Origin of the sequence: Streptomyces boncukensis (assembly GCF_011045075.1) — a bacterium.
Taxonomy (GTDB): domain Bacteria; phylum Actinomycetota; class Actinomycetes; order Streptomycetales; family Streptomycetaceae; genus Streptomyces; species Streptomyces boncukensis.
In genome coordinates, this window is the sequence record NZ_JAAKZZ010000186.1 from 1 (window position 1) to 12,935 (window position 12,935).

Below are 12,935 nucleotides of genomic sequence, written 5' to 3' on the forward strand. Positions count from 1 at the left end.
CCGCTGGACCCGCCGGATCCGCTGACCGGCGGTCTCACGGTGAAATCCCCGCCGCCTCCCGACCCCCGCTCCCGGCTTCCCGGCCGCCGCTTCGGGAGCGGGCGCGCAGCGCGCTGACGGCGGCCCGCGCCGCGCGCTCCACGGCCGCGATTCCCTCGTCGCGGCCCGGGTGCCCGTCCGAGAGCACGGCCAGCAGATACGGGCGGCCCCGCGCCGTCACCCGTCCGGCGCTGTGCACCACCCACAGCCCGGTGGCGGCGCGCGGCATCCAGCCGTTCTTCAGCCCCGCCGTGGACTCCCCGGCGGCGGAGACGCCCCACCGCTGCGTCCCGACGACGCGGGCCATCCGCTCCTGGACGTACGCGCGGGCCGCGGGCGTCAGCGGCGAGGGCGCGTCGCCGTACACGCCGCGCAGCAGCGCGAGCTGGTCGGCCGCAGTGGTGCGGGTCAGCCCCCACCAGCCGCCGTCGCCGCCCACGGTGCGGGTGAGGCCGAACCGGCGGCTGGCCGCGTCGAGCCCCGCGCTCCCGCCGATCGACCGCCACAGGGCGCCGGCCGCTTCGTTGTCGCTGCGCTCCACCATGGCGGCGGCGAGCTCCCGCTCCCGCGCCTCCGGCGCGGGCCGCTGCAGCAGCAGCGCCGCGAGGATCTCCAGCTTGACCACGCTGGCGGACACGTAGAGCGCGCCGCCCGCGTACACCGTCCGTCCGGTGCCGACGTCCCGCGCGGCTATGGACACCCGCACACCCGGCCTCCTCCCCATGGCGGTAGCCTCCCAGCGTGGCGCCCAAGAACATTCCCGAACACGCCTTCTCCCAGGATGACGGCTCCGCCGACCCGGCCCTCGCCGAGGCCCTCGCGGCGTGGCACGCGGACCCCGCGCACGAGCCCGCCGTCCTGGCGGCCCTGCCGCACGCCCGCCTCCTCGTCCCCGTCGTCGCGGTCCTCACCGAGGCGGAGACCGGCGAGGACGGGCTGCGCCGGGACAAGACCAGCGAGATGGCCGTCCCCACCCTCAACGCGTCCGGGGAGCGCCGCGCCCTGCCCGCCTTCACCTCCACCGAGGCCCTCGCCCGCTGGCGCGCCGACGCCCGCCCGGTCGCCGTCGGCTTCGCGCAGGCGCTCCAGGCCCTGGCGCACGAGGGCGCGGGCGCCCTCGTGCTGGACGTCGCGGGCCCGGTGGCCTACGAGCTCAGCGGCCCGGCCCTGTACGCGGCGGCCGGGGGGCGCACGGACGTACGGCCCGCGGCCGACCCCGCCGTCACCGGGGCGCTCCGCGCCGTGCTCGCGGCCGAGCCGGAGGTGCTGGGCGCCCATCTGGCCCCCGGCGGCACGGGGCGGCCGGACGGCACGGGGTCGGACGGCACGCGGTCGGACGGTACGCGGCCGGACGGAGCGGCGTCGGACGGCACCCTGGCGCTCGTCCTGACGCCGGACTGCGACGTCAGCGCCGTCGCGCGGCGGGTCGCCGAGCGGCTCGCGGCGGCGGAGGCGCTCCGCGCCCGCCTCGTCCACGGCCTCGACGTGGCCGTCCTGCCGCCGGGCAGCGCGCTGCCCGAGGACGCGCTCTACCAGCGCTGAGGGCCGCCCAGGGACGTGCGGGGCAGCCCCTGCCCGGCCCGGTACCCGCCGACGTGCGGATCCCCGAACCGCGGCGGACACTCAGGAGGTGTGCCGGGGGAGACCGGCCCCCGGAACCTCCTACGACCCCCACGGGAGGTCGCCATGCAGGTCAAGTCACCGGAGTTCAAGGTGCCCGAGCTGCGGGACCTGGAACGCTCGCCGCAGCCGCTGGCCGCCGAGTTCGTCGGCACTCTGCTGCTGGTCTTCTTCGCCGTCGGCGCCGCCGTGCTGGCGGGGGAGTACATCGGCACCCTGGGCATCGCGCTGGCCTTCGGCTTCACACTGCTGGCGCTGGCGTACACCCTCGGTCCGATCTCGGGCTGCCATGTGAATCCGGCCGTGACGCTCGGCGTGCTCATGGCCCGCCGGATCAGCCTGGAGACGGCGGTCAAGTACTGGATCGCGCAGCTCGTCGGCGGTATCGCGGGCGCCGCGCTGCTCTTCCTCGTCGCCAAGCAGGTGCCGGGCCTGAAGACCAGCGAGACGTTCGGCAGCAACGGCTTCGGCGACCGCTCGGCGGTGCACATCAACACCGGCGGTGCCTTCGTCTCCGAGCTGGTGCTGACGTTCCTGCTGGTCTACGTGGTGCTCGGAGTGACCCACCGGGTGGCCGTGACCGGCTTCGACGGGCTGCCCATCGGCATCGCGCTGGGCACCATCCATCTGATCGGCATCCCGCTGACCGGCACCTCCGTGAACCCGGCCCGCAGCCTGGGGCCCGCGGTGTTCGCGGGCGGCGCCGCGCTGTCCCAGCTGTGGCTGTTCATCGTGGCCCCGCTGGTCGGCGGCGTCCTCGCGGCGGTCGTCCACGCCCTCACCCACCCGCAGCCGGAGGGCGTCCTGGGCCTGCACGCGCCGCAGCGGCAGCGCGGGTGACCGCGCGTACGTACGCGTGCGGGTGGGCCGCCGTGCGGGGCGCGGTCCCGTGCGGGACGGCGCGGGGCGGCGCGGGACCGGCGGGGGCGGCTCAGCCGAAGACCGGTCCCGTGTACTTCTCGCCGGGGCCCTGGCCCGGCTCGTCCGGCACGGCGGACGCCTCCCGGAAGGCCAGCTGGAGCGACTTGAGCCCGTCCCGCAGCGGCGCCGCGTGGTACGAGCCGATCTCCGTGGCGCTCGCGGTCACCAGCCCGGCGAGCGCCTGGATCAGCTTCCGCGCCTCGTCCAGGTCCTTGTGCTGCTCGCCCTCCTCGGCGAGGCCGAGGTTCACGGCGGCGGAGCTCATCAGGTGCACCGCGACGGTGGTGATCACCTCGACCGCCGGGACCTCCGCGATATCGCGGGTCAGGGCGTCGAAGTCGGTGCTGGGCTGGTGCGGGGCGGGGCCGGAGGCCCCGGGCCCGGCGGCCGGTGCGTCGCTCATACGGGTCACCCTAATGCCCGGGTTCGGCGCGCCCGCACACCCGTGCGGCGCAGCGGGACGCACATTCCGCCGCCCCTGGTATGCTGGGATATCGACCGGCTGGAATCCGCCCCCGCGGCGGACACCGGCCCGCAAGTGGAGGCTCCGCACTCCCACCTGGCGGCCCTGTGGGCCGCGGGTCAAGGTCAGGCTGCGCCCCGTGGTGACCCGCGGCGGTGCTCCCGATCGTGAGGAGCCCCGCCTGCGTACTGTCCCGGGGCGTTTTGCGTTGTCCGGGCGGTAGTCACACTTTTACGCAGACTCATGCGCGGCAGTCCGCCAGGCCGCCGCGCGGTGTACCCGAGGAGGCCACATCAGCGCCGAGCCCCGCATCAACGACCGGATTCGTGTCCCAGAGGTGCGACTCGTCGGTCCCAGCGGCGAGCAGGTCGGCATCGTGCCGCTTGCCAAGGCCCTGGAGCTCGCACAGGAATACGACCTCGACCTGGTCGAGGTCGCGGCGAACGCACGTCCGCCGGTGTGCAAGCTCATGGACTACGGAAAGTTCAAGTACGAGTCGGCCATGAAGGCCCGTGAAGCGCGCAAGAACCAGGCGCACACGGTCATCAAGGAGATGAAGCTCCGGCCGAAGATCGATCCGCACGACTACGACACCAAGAAGGGTCATGTCGTCCGGTTCCTCAAGCAGGGTGACAAGGTCAAGATCACGATCATGTTCCGCGGTCGTGAGCAGTCCCGCCCCGAGCTGGGCTACCGGCTGCTGCAGCGGCTCGCCGACGACGTGGCTGACCTGGGCTTCGTCGAGTCCAACCCGAAGCAGGACGGCCGGAACATGATCATGGTTCTCGGTCCGCACAAGAAGAAGACCGAGGCCATGGCCGAGGCGCGGGAGGCACAGGCAGCCCGCAAGGCCGGCGGCCGGCAGCAGGAGACCGCTCCCGCTGACAGCCCCGCCGAGGAGCCTGCCGAGGCGTGAGCCCCCCGGGGCACCCACCCCCGGCATTTCCCATACGAACAACAGGGCGCTTTGGCGTGCCGGAAAACAGACCGGTGCGACAGGGCCGCCAGCGACGAGGAGAGAACGGCGACATGCCAAAGAACAAGACGCACAGTGGCACCCGCAAGCGCATCAGGCTCACCGGTTCCGGCAAGGTGATGCGCCAGCGCGCCGGTCGCCGCCACTACCTCGAGCACAAGCCGTCCACGCTGACGCGCCGCCTCGCCGGCAAGACCGAGGTGGCCCCGGCCGACGCCAAGAAGCTCAAGAAGCTCCTCGGCAAGTAAGACCCCGCTCGACCGGGTCCCCCATCGTTCAAAGGAGACAGACAAGTGGCACGCGTCAAGCGGGCAGTGAACGCTCAGAAGAAGCGCCGGACGATCCTGGAGCAGGCCAGCGGCTACCGCGGCCAGCGCTCCCGGCTCTACCGCAAGGCGAAGGAGCAGGTCACCCACTCCTACGTCTACAACTACAACGACCGCAAGCGCCGCAAGGGCGACTTCCGGCAGCTGTGGATCCAGCGGATCAACGCCGCGGCCCGCGCCAACGGCATCACCTACAACCGCTTCATCCAGGGTTTGAAGGCCGCCAACATCGAGGTCGACCGCAAGATGCTGGCGGAGCTCGCCGTCAACGACCAGAACGCCTTCACCGCGCTCGTCGAGGTCGCGCAGAAGGCGCTGCCGAGCGATGTGAACGCGCCCAACGCTGCGTGAGCCGTAGCCGGCCGGATCTCTCGGCCGATGCGTCCGGCCCGCGGCCGGACCCTCGCCGCCGTGGCCCCGCGCCGCGGCGGCGAGTTCTGTGTCAACGGAAGTGAGCCCACCGCCGCCATGCCCGAGCTGACCTCCCTCCGCTCGCCCCGCGTCACCGCCGCGCGCAAGCTGCACAAGCCGGCCTTCCGCCGCAAGGAGCGCCGGTTCCTCGCCGAGGGGCCGCAGGCCGTGCGGGAGGCGCTCGCACACCTCGTCGAGATCTATGCCACGCCGCAGGCCGCCGAGCGGCACGCGGAGCTGCTGGACGCCGCCCGCGCCGCGCGCGTCCCCGTCCTGACGGCGACCGAGGAGGTCGTGGCGGAGATGGCGGACACCGTCACCCCGCAGGGCGTCGTCGGCCTGTGCGGGTTCCTGGACGTCCCGCTGCGCGCGGTGCTGGACGCACGCCCCCGACTGGTCGCCGTGCTCGCGCACGTGCGCGACCCGGGGAACGCGGGCACCGTGCTGCGCTGCGCGGACGCCGCGGGCGCGGACGCCGTGGTGCTCACCGACGCCTCCGTCGACATCTACAACCCGAAGGCCGTGCGGGCCTCCGCCGGCTCGCTCTTCCATCTGCCCGTCGCCGTCGGCGCTTCCGCGGCGGACGCGGTGCGCGGGCTGACACAGGCCGGGGTGCGGGTGCTGGCCGCCGACGGCAGCGGCGTCCGCGACGTCGACCAGGAACTGGACGAGGGCACCATGGCCCGGCCCACCGCCTGGATCTTCGGCAACGAGGCGTGGGGCCTGCCGGAGGAGACCCGCGCGCTCGCTCACGAGGTGGTGCGGGTGCCGCTGCACGGCCGGGCCGAGAGCTTGAACCTGGCCACCGCGGCCGCCGTCTGCCTCTACGCCACCGCCCGCGCCCAGCGGACCGCCTGACGGCGGCGCTCCTCCCCGGCCCGGGGAACCGGTACGGTTCGGAGCGCCCGCCAGGGCGCAGGGAGAGCGCACGGAAAGGATGGGGAGCGGAGATGGACGCGGCCGCATCGCTCGGCGGACTCCGCCCGGACGACCTGCCGGACGGCCTGGTCGTCGCCGACGCCGACGGCACCGTCGTCTGCTTCAACGCGGCGGCGGTCCGGATCACCGGCACCCCCTCGGCCGAAGCTGTCGGCCGTCCGCTGCATGTCGCGCTGCCGCTGGAGGACCTGGACGGGGAGCGCTGGTGGCAGGTGACCGACCCGTACTCCGGGCTCGCCATCCGCACCGGGCAGCCCGAGCGGAACCTGCTGCTCCCCGGCGGGCGCGAGGTGCTGGTCTCGGCCCGCTACGTCCGCGCCCGCCCGCTGGGCCCGGTGCGGCGCGTCGTCGTCGCGCTGCGCGGCACCGAGGCGCGGCGGCGCAACGAGCGCAGCCACGCCGAGCTGATCGCCACCGTCGCGCACGAGCTGCGCTCCCCGCTCACCTCCGTCAAGGGCTTCACGGCGACGCTGCTGGCGAAGTGGGAGCGGTTCACCGACGACCAGAAGCGGCTGATGCTGGAGACCGTCGACGCCGACGCCAACCGCGTCACCCGGCTGATCGCCGAGCTGCTCGACATCTCGCGCATCGACTCCGGCCGCCTGGAGGTGCGCCGCCAGCCCGTCGACATGGCGGCGGCCGTACGGCGGCACGTCGAGGCCCACACGGCGGCCGGACAGCCCGCCGCTCGCTTCGTGACCCGGATCGCCGACCCGCTGCCGGCGCTGTGGGCGGACCCGGACAAGATCGACCAGGTGCTGGGCAACCTGCTGGAAAACGCGGTGCGGCACGGCGAGGGAACGGTCACCATCGAGGTGGCGCCCTCGTCGGCGCCGCGCGAGCGACGGTGCACCGGAACGGCGGTCACCGTGAGCGACGAGGGGTCAGGCATTCCGGAGGAGTCCATGAGCCGCGTCTTCACCCGCTTCTGGCGGGGCAACCGCAGGGGCGGCACCGGCCTGGGCCTCTATATCGTCAAGGGCATCATCGAGGCGCACGGCGGCTCGATCAGCGTCGGCCGCTCCCCGGTGGGCGGGGCCCGCTTCCGATTTATCCTGCCCGTGGGCACCCCGGCGTTCATGTTCTGACCGCCGCCGGCGCCCCCGGGCTTCCCGGCCGGCGGAGCGCGCTCCGCCTCCCTGCACCCGCCTCCGCGCACCAGCCACTCCGCGTGCCCCCTTAGACTCGATCCCTGGCACGCCGTCGTGGGGCAGAGCGCAGCCAGGGGGCACCTCCCAGCGGTGGCTGGGGGCCAATCGGAAACACGGGAAGAGATGTCGGCACCCAATAAGTCGTACGACCCTGTCGAGGTCGAGGCACTGAAACCGGAAGAGATCGACCGGGCCAAGGACGAGGCGCTCGCCGCCGTCGCGGCGGCCGGCGACCTCGGCGCGCTGCGCGAGGTGAAGGCCGCCCACGCGGGCGACCGCTCCCCGCTCGCCCTCGCCAACCGCGAGATCGGCGCGCTGCCCCCGCAGGCCAAGGCGGAGGCGGGCAAGCGCGTCGGCCAGGCGCGCGGCGCCGTGAACAAGGCGCTGAAGGCCAGGCAGGAGGAGCTGGAGCGGGAGCGCGACGAGCGCGTGCTGGTCGAGGAGGCAGTGGACGTCACCCTGCCGTACGACCGCGTGCCCGAAGGCGCCCGGCACCCGATCACCACCCTGTCCGAGCGCATCGAGGACATCTTCGTCGGGATGGGCTACGAGGTCGCGGAGGGCCCCGAGGCCGAGACCGAGTGGTTCAACTTCGACGCGCTCAACATCGGCCCGGACCACCCCGCGCGCTCCATGCAGGACACCTTCTTCGTCCAGGGGCGCACCGAGGGCGAGGACTCCGGCGTCGTGCTGCGCACCCACACCTCGCCGGTGCAGATCCGCTCCCTGCTGGCGCGCGAGCTGCCCGTCTATGTGATCTGCCCCGGGCGCACCTACCGCACCGACGAGCTGGACGCCACCCACACCCCGGTCTTCAGCCAGGTCGAGCTGCTCGCGGTGGACGAGGGCCTGACCATGGCCGACCTCAAGGGCACCCTCGACCACATGGTGCGGGCGCTGTTCGGGGAGGGCCTGAGCACCCGGCTGCGGCCCTCGTACTTCCCGTTCACCGAGCCGTCCGCCGAGATGGACATGGTGTGCTTCGTGTGCCGGGGCGCCTCCGTCGGCGATCCGGACCGGCCCTGCCGCACCTGCGGGAGCGAGGGCTGGATCGAGCTGGGCGGCTGCGGCATGGTCAACCCGCGGGTGCTGACCGCCTGCGGCGTCGACCCGGGCAGGTACAGCGGCTACGCCTTCGGGTTCGGCATCGAGCGGCTGCTGATGTTCCGCCACAACGTCGAGGACATGCGAGACATGGTCGAGGGTGATGTGCGCTTCACCCTGCCGTTCGGGATGGAGATCTGATGCGGGCCCCGCTTTCGTGGCTCCGGGAGTACGTGGACCTGCCGGCCGGCGAGACCGGACGCGATGTCGCGGCCCGGCTGATCGCCGCCGGGCTGGAGGTCGAGACCGTGGACCAGCTCGGCGCCGGGCTCAAGGGCCCGCTGGTCGTCGGCAAGGTCCTCGCGATCGAGGAGCTCACCGAGTTCAAGAAGCCCATCCGCTACTGCCAGGTCGACGTCGGCCGGGCCGGGGGCACCTCGGGGACGGAGCCCGGGGGAGGCAGCGGCGAGCCGCAGAACATCGTCTGCGGCGCCGTCAACTTCGCCGTCGGCGACAAGGTCGTCGTCGTCCTGCCGGGCGCCGTGCTGCCCGGCGGCTTCGAGGTCGGCGCCCGGAAGACGTACGGCCGGATGTCCGAGGGCATGATCTGCTCGGCCCGCGAGCTGGGCATGGGCGACGACCACGAGGGCATCCTCGTCCTCCCGCCCGAGCACGAGGCCGGTACGGACGCGATCGAGCTGCTCCAGCTCGTCGACGAGGTGCTGGACATCGCCGTCACGCCGGACCGCGGCTACTGCCTGTCCATGCGCGGCCTCGCCCGTGAGACGGCCACCGCCTACGGCCTGCCGCTGCGCGACCCCGCCCTGCTGGACGTGCCGCCGCCCAACGAGAACGGCTACCCGGTCCAGGTCGCCGACCGGCGCGGCTGCGACCGGTTCGCGGCCCGCACGGTCACCGGGCTGCGGCCCGGGGCGCACTCGCCGCTCTGGCTCCAGCGGCGGCTGCAGAAGGCCGGCATGCGCCCGGTCTCGCTGCCCGTCGACATCACCAACTACGTGATGCTGGAGCTGGGCCAGCCGCTGCACGCCTACGACCGCGCCCGGGTGGACGGGCCCATCGGGGTGCGCCGCGCCGCCCCCGGCGAGCAGCTCGTCACCCTCGACGGCACCGCGCGCGCCCTGGACGCCGAGGACCTGGTCATCACCGACAACCGCGGCCCGATCGGCCTCGCGGGCGTCATGGGCGGCGCCAACACGGAGATCGCCGACACCGGCGCCGACGAGGCGGGCGGCACCACGGACGTGGTGGTCGAGGCGGCGCACTTCGACCCGGTCGCCATCGCGCGCACGGCGCGCCGGCACAAGCTGTCCTCCGAGGCGTCCCGCCGCTTCGAGCGCGGTGTCGACCCGCACGCGGCGGCAGCGGCGGCGCAGCGCACCGTCGACCTGCTGGTGCTGCTCGCGGGCGGTACGGCGGAGGCGGGCGTCACCGAGGTCAGCGTGCCGTCCGCGCCGCGCACCATCCAGATCCCGGTCGACCACCCCGACCGCGTCGCCGGGGTCTCCTACGGCCGGGAGACGGTCGCCCGCCGCCTCCAGCAGGTCGGCTGCGACGTCTACGGCCAGGACGAGCTGACCGTGACCGTGCCGTCCTGGCGGCCCGACCTCACCGACCCGAACGACCTCGCCGAGGAGGTCATCCGGCTGGAGGGGTACGAGAACCTGCCGTCCACCCTCCCCTCGCCGCCCGCCAGCCGCGGCCTGACCGAGCGGCAGCGGCTGCACCGCCGCGTCGGCCGGGCGCTGGCCGGCGCCGGCTATGTGGAGGCGCTGAACTACCCGTTCGTCGGGAGCGCCGTCTTCGACCAGCTCGGGCTCGCCCCCGGCGACCCGCGCCGCGCCACGGTCGCGCTGGCCAACCCGCTCTCCGACGAGGAGCCGGGGCTGCGCACCACGCTGCTGCCCGGTCTGCTGACCGCGCTGCGCCGGAATCACGGGCGGGGCGCCCAGGACCTCGCGCTGTTCGAGACGGGGCTGGTCTTCCTGCGTACGGGTGAGGAGACGGACGCCGTGCGGCTGCCCGTCGAGCGCCGCCCCACGGACGAGGAGATCGCCGCGCAGAACACCACGCTGCCCCGGCAGCCGCGGCACGCCGCGGCCGTGCTCGCCGGAGCCCGCGAGCGGGACGGCTGGTGGGGCAGCGGCCGCGCGGCCGGCTGGGCCGACGCCGTCGAGGCGGCCCGCACGGTCGCCCGCCAGGCGGGCGCCGAACTCGTCGTCGAGGCCGCGCGGTCCGAACCCTGGCACCCCGGCCGGTGCGCCGCGCTCCATGTCGAGCTGGACGGCGCGCGCACCCTTGCGGGGCACGCGGGCGAACTGCACCCGCGCGCCGTGAAGGCGCTCGGCCTGCCGGACCGCACCTGCGCGATGGAGCTGGACCTCGACCTCGTCGAGCGCGCGGGCAGCGGCCGGGTGCCGGCGCCGCACGTGTCCACGTTCCCGGTGGCCACCCAGGACGTCGCGCTCGTCGTGGACGCCGGCGTCCCGGCCGCCGAGGTCGAGGCGGCGCTGCGCGCGGGCGCCGGGGAGCTGCTGGAGTCGCTGCGCCTGTTCGACGTCTTCACCGGCGAGCAGCTCGGGGAGGGCCGCAAGTCCCTGGCGTACGCGCTGCGGTTCCGCGCGAAGGACCGCACGCTCAAGGCGGAGGAGGCGAGCGTCGCCCGTGAGGCGGCCGTGGCCGCCGCCGTCGAGCGCACCGGAGCGGTGCTGCGGGGCGCGTAGGGAGGGCCCGGCAGCTCCTGGTCGCCCGCTGCCGGGGCAGCTGGGGCGGGGCTGCCCCGTGCTGTGCCGTCGCAGGGCGCGCCCTGGCGCCCCGCAGGGGCGCTTCAGGGGCGCGGGGAACTGCGCGACCAGCCTCCCCCAAGCTCTCGGCTTCGCTCGAGCAGGGGGGACCCCCATCCCGGCTGTGGACTGCGATGCACCGGCCGGGGCAGCCCCCGCCCAGCACGTTCCGCCGGAGCGGCCCGGCGGAACGGTGACGCGTCCTGCCGGGCCTACCCGGCGAGGGCCTGGCGCAGGGCGGCCGCGACCCGCTCCACGTCCTCTTCCCGCGTACGCCAGTTGCTGAAGGCGGCCCGCAGCGCGGGCACCCCCGCGTGGACCGTCGGCGTCAGATACGCCTCGCCGGAGTCCGCGACGGCCCGCGCGAGGGCGTGCACCCGCTCGGCCCCGGGCGGGCCGCCGTCCCCGGTGTCCAGGGTGAAGCAGACGATGTTGAGATGTACCGGGGCCAGCAGCCGCAGGCCCGGCAGCGCGGTGACCCGGTCGCCGAGCAGCCGGGCGCAGCGGAGGTTGCGTTCGACGATCTCGCGGTGTCCCTCCCGCCCGTACGCCGTCAGCGAGAACCACGCGGGGAGGGCCCGCAGCCTGCGGGAGTTCTCCGGGGAGAGGTGGGCGAAGTCGATGTCCCCGGCGGCCTCGGGCGCGTCCAGGTACGCGGCGCCGTTCTGGAAGACCCGCACCTGCAGCTCCCGGTGCCGGGTGAACTGCACGGCGGCGTCGTAGGGCACGTTGAGCCACTTGTGGAGGTCCACGCACACCGAGTCGGCCGCACCGAGCCCGTCCACCAGGTGTGCGTGGGTGGGTGCGAGCGCGGCGAAGCCGCCGAACGCCGCGTCGGCGTGCAGCCAGAAGGGGTAGCGCTCACGCAGCGCGAGGATGGCGCGCAGGTCGTCGAAGTCGCCGGTGTTCACGGTTCCGGCGTTGGCGACGACGAGGGCGGGCCGGCCGTTCAGCTCCGCCAGCGCCGCTTCCAGCGCGGCCGGGTCCACGGCCTCCCTGCCGGGCAGCAGCGGCAGCGTCCGCAGCGTGCCCCGGCCCAGCCCCAGCATGGAGAGCGCCTTGAACACGCTGGAGTGCGGGGCGCCGGACAGCACGGTGACCGGCCCGTCGAGGGCGGCGAGTCCGTCCCGGGCCACCGAGACACCCTGCCGCTCGCCCAGCCACTCGCGTCCGAGCGCCAGCCCGACGGTGGTGGACATGGTCGCACCGGTGACGAAGGAGCCCTGGTGCTCCGGGCCGAGTCCGAGCAGCTCCCGCAGATGGCCGACGGTCTCCCGCTCCAGCGCGGCGGCGGCCGAGCCGCCGTGCACCATGGCGTTCTGGTCGAAGGCGCTGACGAGCCAGTCCCCGGCGACGGCGGCAGGCGTGGCCCCTCCGGTCACGAAGCCCAGATAGCGCGGACCCGGGCTCGCGGAGAACCCGGGGGCCCAGTCGCCGGCGAACCGTTCGAGCGCGCCCTCGCCGCCCGTCCCCTCCGCGGGCAGCGCGTGCGCAGGGGAGGCGGTCTCCACGCCGGTCACCGGGCGGTCGTCCAGCCCGAGCAGCGTCTCCAGCCCGGCCCGGCGGGCGGCGTCGAGCAGGGCGGGAAACCGGTCGAGGTCGGCGGACAACAGAGGATGCACAGGTGCTCCAGGTGGTTCCGGTGGTTCCGTGGTTCCAGTGGCGGCAACGCGGGCACACCGTAGTCCGGCCCGGCGGGCCGGTACCGGGCCAATCGCACAGCAGTGGCCGGGCGGAGGGGCGCCGTCCGCCGCGCCCGCCTCCGCCGTGTCCGCCGCCGTCCCTGCGGGGTCCACCCTGACGGGCCCGCACCCGGGCACCGGTGCTACGAGGCCGGGTTCTCGATCAGGGTGACCCGGTTGCCGTCCGGGTCGTGGACGGCGGCGAACCGTACGTTCCGGGAGCCCGGCTGCACCGGGCCGGCCGTGATGCCGCGGCCGGACAGCTCCGACAGCTCCGCGTCCAGGTCGTCCACCACGAGGTTGAGCAGGGAGGCCCCTGCGTGTTCCGGCGAGTGGAACACCTGGATCCAGCCGGACGGGGAGACGTGCCAGTCGGCGAGTCCCGCCATCGGCCTCGCGTCGGCCGGCCTCCCCAAGAGCCGCTCGTACCAGGCCACGGCGGAGTCGATGTCGCCTACCGGGGCAACCGCGAGTACGTGGGTGAAGGACATGGTGGACCACCTTCCGTCGCGTGTGCTGTCCGTCTGCCCTGTGGACTCCGCCCGCGTACGGAATTCATCGT

At 74.4% G+C, this 12,935-nt stretch carries 13 protein-coding genes; 9 read left to right on the forward strand and 4 right to left on the reverse strand.

Annotation, left to right across the window (positions count from 1 at the left end; all coding sequences use genetic code 11):
* Positions 1-34: 34 nt before the first annotated feature.
* Entirely contained in the window at positions 35-745 is a 711-nt protein-coding gene (locus tag G5C65_RS18655; RefSeq protein ID WP_338146518.1) for a serine hydrolase, read from the reverse strand.
* A gap of 35 nt (positions 746-780) precedes the next feature.
* Between G5C65_RS18655 and G5C65_RS18660 the strand changes: the two genes are divergently transcribed.
* Together G5C65_RS18660 and G5C65_RS18665 are read left to right on the forward strand one after the other, a co-directional pair.
* Positions 781-1,581 carry an SseB family protein gene (locus G5C65_RS18660; protein ID WP_165300001.1) on the forward strand — a complete coding sequence of 267 codons (801 nt, stop codon included), beginning with the start codon at positions 781-783 and terminating at the stop codon, positions 1,579-1,581.
* Positions 1,582-1,725: 144 nt separating this feature from the next.
* Positions 1,726-2,499 (forward strand): MIP family channel protein, encoded by a 774-nt coding sequence (locus G5C65_RS18665; RefSeq protein ID WP_165300002.1) that lies wholly within the window; start codon positions 1,726-1,728, stop codon positions 2,497-2,499.
* Positions 2,500-2,590: 91 nt separating this feature from the next.
* Here the strand turns inward: G5C65_RS18665 and G5C65_RS18670 are convergent, their stop codons facing one another.
* On the reverse strand, positions 2,591-2,983 hold the full coding sequence (locus G5C65_RS18670; protein ID WP_206441975.1) for a DUF1844 domain-containing protein: 393 nt from the start codon (positions 2,981-2,983) through the stop codon (positions 2,591-2,593).
* Positions 2,984-3,335: 352 nt separating this feature from the next.
* Between G5C65_RS18670 and infC the strand changes: the two genes are divergently transcribed.
* The 7 genes from infC (at position 3,336) to pheT (ending at position 10,631) form a co-directional block, all read left to right on the forward strand.
* The gene (infC, locus tag G5C65_RS18675; RefSeq protein WP_165300011.1) at positions 3,336-3,959 is read left to right on the forward strand and encodes a translation initiation factor IF-3; all 624 of its coding nucleotides are present in this window, start codon (positions 3,336-3,338) and stop codon (positions 3,957-3,959) included.
* Between the two features lie 113 nt (positions 3,960-4,072).
* The gene (rpmI, locus tag G5C65_RS18680) at positions 4,073-4,267 is read left to right on the forward strand and encodes a 50S ribosomal protein L35 (RefSeq protein ID WP_165300003.1); all 195 of its coding nucleotides are present in this window, start codon (positions 4,073-4,075) and stop codon (positions 4,265-4,267) included.
* Positions 4,268-4,312: 45 nt separating this feature from the next.
* On the forward strand, positions 4,313-4,696 hold the full coding sequence (rplT, locus tag G5C65_RS18685) for a 50S ribosomal protein L20 (RefSeq protein ID WP_165300004.1): 384 nt from the start codon (positions 4,313-4,315) through the stop codon (positions 4,694-4,696).
* Positions 4,697-4,813: 117 nt separating this feature from the next.
* The gene (locus tag G5C65_RS18690) at positions 4,814-5,614 is read left to right on the forward strand and encodes a TrmH family RNA methyltransferase (RefSeq protein WP_165300012.1); all 801 of its coding nucleotides are present in this window, start codon (positions 4,814-4,816) and stop codon (positions 5,612-5,614) included.
* Between the two features lie 92 nt (positions 5,615-5,706).
* The gene (locus G5C65_RS18695; RefSeq protein ID WP_165300005.1) at positions 5,707-6,783 is read left to right on the forward strand and encodes a sensor histidine kinase; all 1,077 of its coding nucleotides are present in this window, start codon (positions 5,707-5,709) and stop codon (positions 6,781-6,783) included.
* 186 nt (positions 6,784-6,969) lie between these two features.
* Positions 6,970-8,091 carry a phenylalanine--tRNA ligase subunit alpha gene (gene pheS / locus G5C65_RS18700; RefSeq protein WP_165300006.1) on the forward strand — a complete coding sequence of 374 codons (1,122 nt, stop codon included), beginning with the start codon at positions 6,970-6,972 and terminating at the stop codon, positions 8,089-8,091.
* Positions 8,091-10,631, forward strand: coding sequence for a phenylalanine--tRNA ligase subunit beta (gene pheT, locus G5C65_RS18705; RefSeq protein WP_165300007.1), 2,541 nt, complete (start codon positions 8,091-8,093; stop codon positions 10,629-10,631). The genes pheS and pheT overlap by 1 nt, the downstream gene beginning before the upstream one ends.
* A gap of 272 nt (positions 10,632-10,903) precedes the next feature.
* Here pheT and G5C65_RS18710 read toward each other — a convergent pair whose 3' ends face one another.
* Entirely contained in the window at positions 10,904-12,313 is a 1,410-nt protein-coding gene (locus G5C65_RS18710) for a pyridoxal-dependent decarboxylase (protein ID WP_165300008.1), read from the reverse strand.
* 203 nt (positions 12,314-12,516) lie between these two features.
* The coding region (locus G5C65_RS18715) for a VOC family protein (RefSeq protein WP_241265894.1) at positions 12,517-12,935 on the reverse strand (419 nt) is incomplete at its 5' end.